Annotated in this window: 4 protein-coding genes; all 4 read left to right on the top strand. The window is 67.0% G+C overall.

From position 1 onward, the window contains the following. A partial coding sequence (locus tag AC1DZ6_RS20395) for a response regulator (protein ID WP_477098957.1) occupies window positions 1-310 on the top strand: 310 nt, incomplete at its 5' end. Further along, window positions 307-2,346 (top strand): response regulator, encoded by a 2,040-nt coding sequence (locus AC1DZ6_RS20400; RefSeq protein ID WP_477098958.1) that lies wholly within the window; start codon window positions 307-309, stop codon window positions 2,344-2,346. The genes AC1DZ6_RS20395 and AC1DZ6_RS20400, both read left to right, overlap by 4 nt. A 106-nt stretch (window positions 2,347-2,452) precedes the next feature. After that, window positions 2,453-3,157 carry a glutathione S-transferase N-terminal domain-containing protein gene (locus tag AC1DZ6_RS20405; protein ID WP_477098959.1) on the top strand — a complete coding sequence of 235 codons (705 nt, stop codon included), beginning with the start codon at window positions 2,453-2,455 and terminating at the stop codon, window positions 3,155-3,157. 126 nt (window positions 3,158-3,283) lie between these two features. Beyond that, the coding region (locus AC1DZ6_RS20410; RefSeq protein WP_477098960.1) for a PAS domain-containing protein at window positions 3,284-4,152 on the top strand (869 nt) is incomplete at its 3' end.

Genomic DNA, 4,152 nt, shown 5'->3' on the forward strand with positions numbered 1-4,152 from the left:
CTTCTGGCGGTCGCCCTTCATCGCCTTGGCGGTGACGGCGATCACCGGCAGGTCGGAGAACGGCTACGAGACCATGCGCGAAATCCGGGCCCGGCAGCGTTTCTCCGACCTGCCGGTGATCGCCGTCACCGCCAAGGCGATGAAGGGCGACCGCCAGAAGTGCATCCAGGCTGGCGCTTCGGACTACGTGTCCAAGCCCGTGGACATCGACCAGCTGATCTCGGTCCTTCGGGTTTCGGTGCAGCGCGCMGCCGCCCAGCGGCTGGCCGGAGACAATGTCGTCACCATCCACACCGCCGCCGCGCAATGACGGTACCGGCGGTCAAGCATCAGGCGGTTCCACCGCCCGAAGATCGGCTTCGAACGCGGATCCTCATCGTCGATGACGATGAGCGAAACGCCTTCGCCGCGCTTCAGGCGCTGGAGACGCTGGGCCAGGAGATGGTGGTCGCGCGCTCGGGTGAGGAGGCCCTGCGCCACCTGCTGGTCGACGACTTCGCGGTGATCCTGCTCGACCTTCACATGCCCGGCATGGACGGTTACGAGACGGCCGAGCTGATCCGCCAGCGTCGCCGCAACCGCGACGTGCCCATCGTCTTCCTGACGGCGGTGTTCCGAGACGAAGCCCACATCTTCAAGGCCTATTCGGCCGGGGCTGTCGACGTGGTGTTCAAGCCGGTCGACCCGTTCATCCTGCGCTCCAAGGTGCAGGTCCTGGTCGATCTGCACATCAAGACCCTCGAATTGGAGCAGCAGTCGGAGAGTCGGCGGCTGTTGATCGAGGAGAACGTCCGCATCCACGCCGAGAAGCTGGCCGCCGAACGGGCCCTGCGACGCACTCAGGAGCGCCAGGAGGCGATCCTTCGCGCCCTGCCGGTGGTGTTCCACTCGCGCACCGCCGACGCGCCCTACGAGCCGCTGTTCGTCGGCGGCAACGTGATCGAGCTGACCGGCTTCTCGGCCGACGATTTCCTGGCCTCGGCCGAGTTCGGCATCAGCCGGGTCCATCCCGACGATGTCGACATCGTCGTGCGCGCCCAGACCGAAGCCCGAAAGTCCGGCGTCTATTCCTGTGAGTACCGGTGGCAGTGCGCCGACGGGTCTTACCGGTCTCTGATCGATCAGGGCGTGCTGGCCATGGACGAGGAGAGCGGACGCCAGGTGGTGCTCGGCACCCTGCTGGACAACACCGAGCGCCGAGGCCTTGAGGAGCAGCTGAGCCACGCCCGCAAGATGGAGGCCGTCGGCCAGCTGACCGGCGGCGTCGCCCACGACTTCAACAACCTGCTGACCGTGGTGCTGGGCAATATCGAATTGATCAAGCGGCGAACCGGCGAGCAGCATGAGTTGGCCCGCCAGATCGACGCGGTGCGCCTGGCGGCGGAGAAGGGCGGGGCGCTGACCCGCCAGCTTCTCGCGTTCTCGCGTCGCCAGCGCCTGAATCCGCTCACCGTCGATCTCAATGTTCTGATCTCGGACTTCGCGCCGCTGCTGCGCCAAGCGGTCGGCGAGGCGGTGAGCATCGATTTGAGCCTGGCGACCGAGCCGCTGCCGGCTCACCTCGATCCGGCCCAGTTCGAGAGCGCCTTGCTCAATCTGGCCGTCAACGCCCGCGACGCGATGGACGGCGGCGGCGTCCTGTCGGTCGTGACGAAGATCGTCGCCAACGGCGAACCCAGGATCATGGTGACCGTGCGGGACACCGGCCAGGGCATGGACGCAGAGGTGGCCTCGCGCATCTTCGAGCCGTTCTTCACGACCAAGGAGATCGGCAAGGGGTCCGGGCTCGGCCTGTCTCAGGTCTATGGCTTCGTGCGGCAGTCGGGCGGCGAGATCACGGTGAGCAGCTCGCCGGGGCAGGGCGCGGCGTTCGAGATCCATCTGCCGCTCAGCCAGGCGGAGCTTGGCCAACGCGGCGTCAGCGGCGAGACCGCCCAGGCCGCGCGCGGCTCCGAGCGGGTGCTGGTGGTCGAGGATGATCCGGCGGTCCTGGCCATGGCGGTCGAGACGCTGGAAGACCTGGGCTATCAGGTCACCACCGCCGACACGGCCGCGGCGGCCATGAAGCGGCTGAAGGGCCGCAAGGCTTTCGACCTGCTGTTCTCCGACGTGGTCATGCCCGGCGGCGTCAACGGCGTGGAGCTGGCCCATGCGGCGCTCAAGGAGCGGCCCGGACTCAAGGTCCTTTTGACCTCCGGCTATGTGGGCGACGAGGCGGCGTCCTGGGCCAACGAATTCCCGATGCTCGACAAGCCCTATCTGGGACCGGCCCTGGCGGCCAAGATCCGCTCGGTGCTGGACGTCCAGGCTTCGGCGCTCAAACAAGCCAAGGCGCGACAGGGCTAGGGAAGACGCTTTCGACGTCGGGCGACTTGTCGCCGGGCCAGGCGAGACCATCTGACAAGCTCAGCCGCGCCGTACAGGGCGCGGCCTCCTGTATCCGGAGCCGAGCATGACCGACCTTTCAGCCTTCCCGATCACCCAGCGCTGGCCGGCCCAGCATCCCGACCGGCTGCAGCTCTACAGCCTGCCCACGCCGAACGGGGTCAAGGTGTCGATCATGCTGGAGGAGATCGGTCTGCCCTACGAGCCGCATACGATCGACATCGGCAAGAACGAGACCTGGGGGCCGGAATTCCTGTCGCTGAACCCGAACGGCAAGATCCCGGCCATCATCGATCCGGACGGTCCGGGCGGAAAGCCCCTCGGCCTGTTCGAGTCCGGCGCGATCCTGGTCTATCTGGCGGAAAAGACCGGCAAGTTCCTGCCCAAGGACCCCGCCCGGCGCTACGAGACCTTGGCGTGGGTATTCTTCCAGATGGCCGCGATCGGCCCGATGTTCGGCCAGGTCGGCTTCTTCCACAAGTTCGCGGGCCGCGAGTACGAGGACAAGCGTCCGCGCGATCGCTACGTCGCCGAAGCCAAGCGCTTGCTGGGCGTGCTGGAGACCCGGCTGGCCGACCGTGACTGGATCATGGGTGACGAATACACGATCGCCGACATCGCCACCCTGGGCTGGGTGCGCAACATCAATGGCTTCTACGAGGCCGGCGAACTGGTCGACTATGGCAGCCTCAAGCACGTGCCGGCCTGGCTGGAGCGCGGCTTGGCCCGCCCGGCCGTCCAACGCGGGCTGGAAATCCCCAAGCGTCCCTAGGTCGCGCTTGGCCGCCGCGCCGGGTCATCCCAGTGTCGGCGGCCCGACGACCGCGCCTGATTGCCGCGATCAGCCTTAACGGGTTTTGCGGATCTTTCGGGTCATGCTGTCGCGGCGGAGGCCCAGATGAACGACAACGAAGCGAAGCGGATCAGGGCGCTGCGGGGCTACGGGGTGCTCGACACGTCGCCCGATGTCGCCTTCGATCGCATCACGCAGTTGGCGTGCGACCTGTTCGACGCTCCCATCGCCCTGGTCGCGCTGATCGACGAAGAGCGCCAGTGGTTCAAGTCGCGCCAGGGGCTGTCCGACTGTTCGACGCCCCGGGGCGAGGCGTTCTGCAGCGTGGCCATCGAGCAGGGCCCCGATGCGCTGATGATCGTCGAGGACGCGACGCACGACCCGCGCTTCGCCCACTACCCTTCGGTGGTCGGGGACATGGGCGTTCGTTTCTACATCGGCGCGGTGCTGACCTCGCCGGAAGGCTACAACCTCGGCACCCTCTGCGTTATCGACACCAAGCCCCGCCCGCGGCCGACGGATCGCGAGCTGAAGCGGTTGCGTGTCCTGGCGGGGGTCGTCGTCGACGAGCTGGAGCGGATGCGCCTCAACCGCGTGCGTTGGGAGCAGGCCCGCTTGCTGAAGCTGGCCGAGACCATGTCGGGGGTCGCCYATTGGCGCTACGACGTCATCACCGGCGAGGTCTACTGGTCGGACCTGCTCTACGAGATCATGGGCGTGGACCGTCAGTCCTATGTTCTGACATTCGAGACGGGGCTGGAGGCCTTCCATCCGGACGATCGCGACCTGGTCTCTGGGCGCCTGGAAGAGGCGATCGCGACGAAGACGAGCAGCAGCTTTCAGGCCCGGATGGTGCGGCCAGACGGCGAGATTCGGGTCGTCCAGTCCAAGGCCGGCTGCGAGCTGGACGAACAGGGCGCGGTCGTCGCGCTGATCGGCCTGTTCCAGGATGTCACCGAGCAGGTGCGCAATCT

It is taken from the genome of Caulobacter sp. P1_B12_2 (assembly GCF_056406675.1).

Coding starts and splice junctions, on each gene's coding strand:
- AC1DZ6_RS20400 (WP_477098958.1), top strand. CDS start 307: ATGACGGTACCGGCGGTCAAGCATCAGGCGGTTCCACCGCCCGAAGAT.
- AC1DZ6_RS20405 (WP_477098959.1), top strand. CDS start 2,453: ATGACCGACCTTTCAGCCTTCCCGATCACCCAGCGCTGGCCGGCCCAG.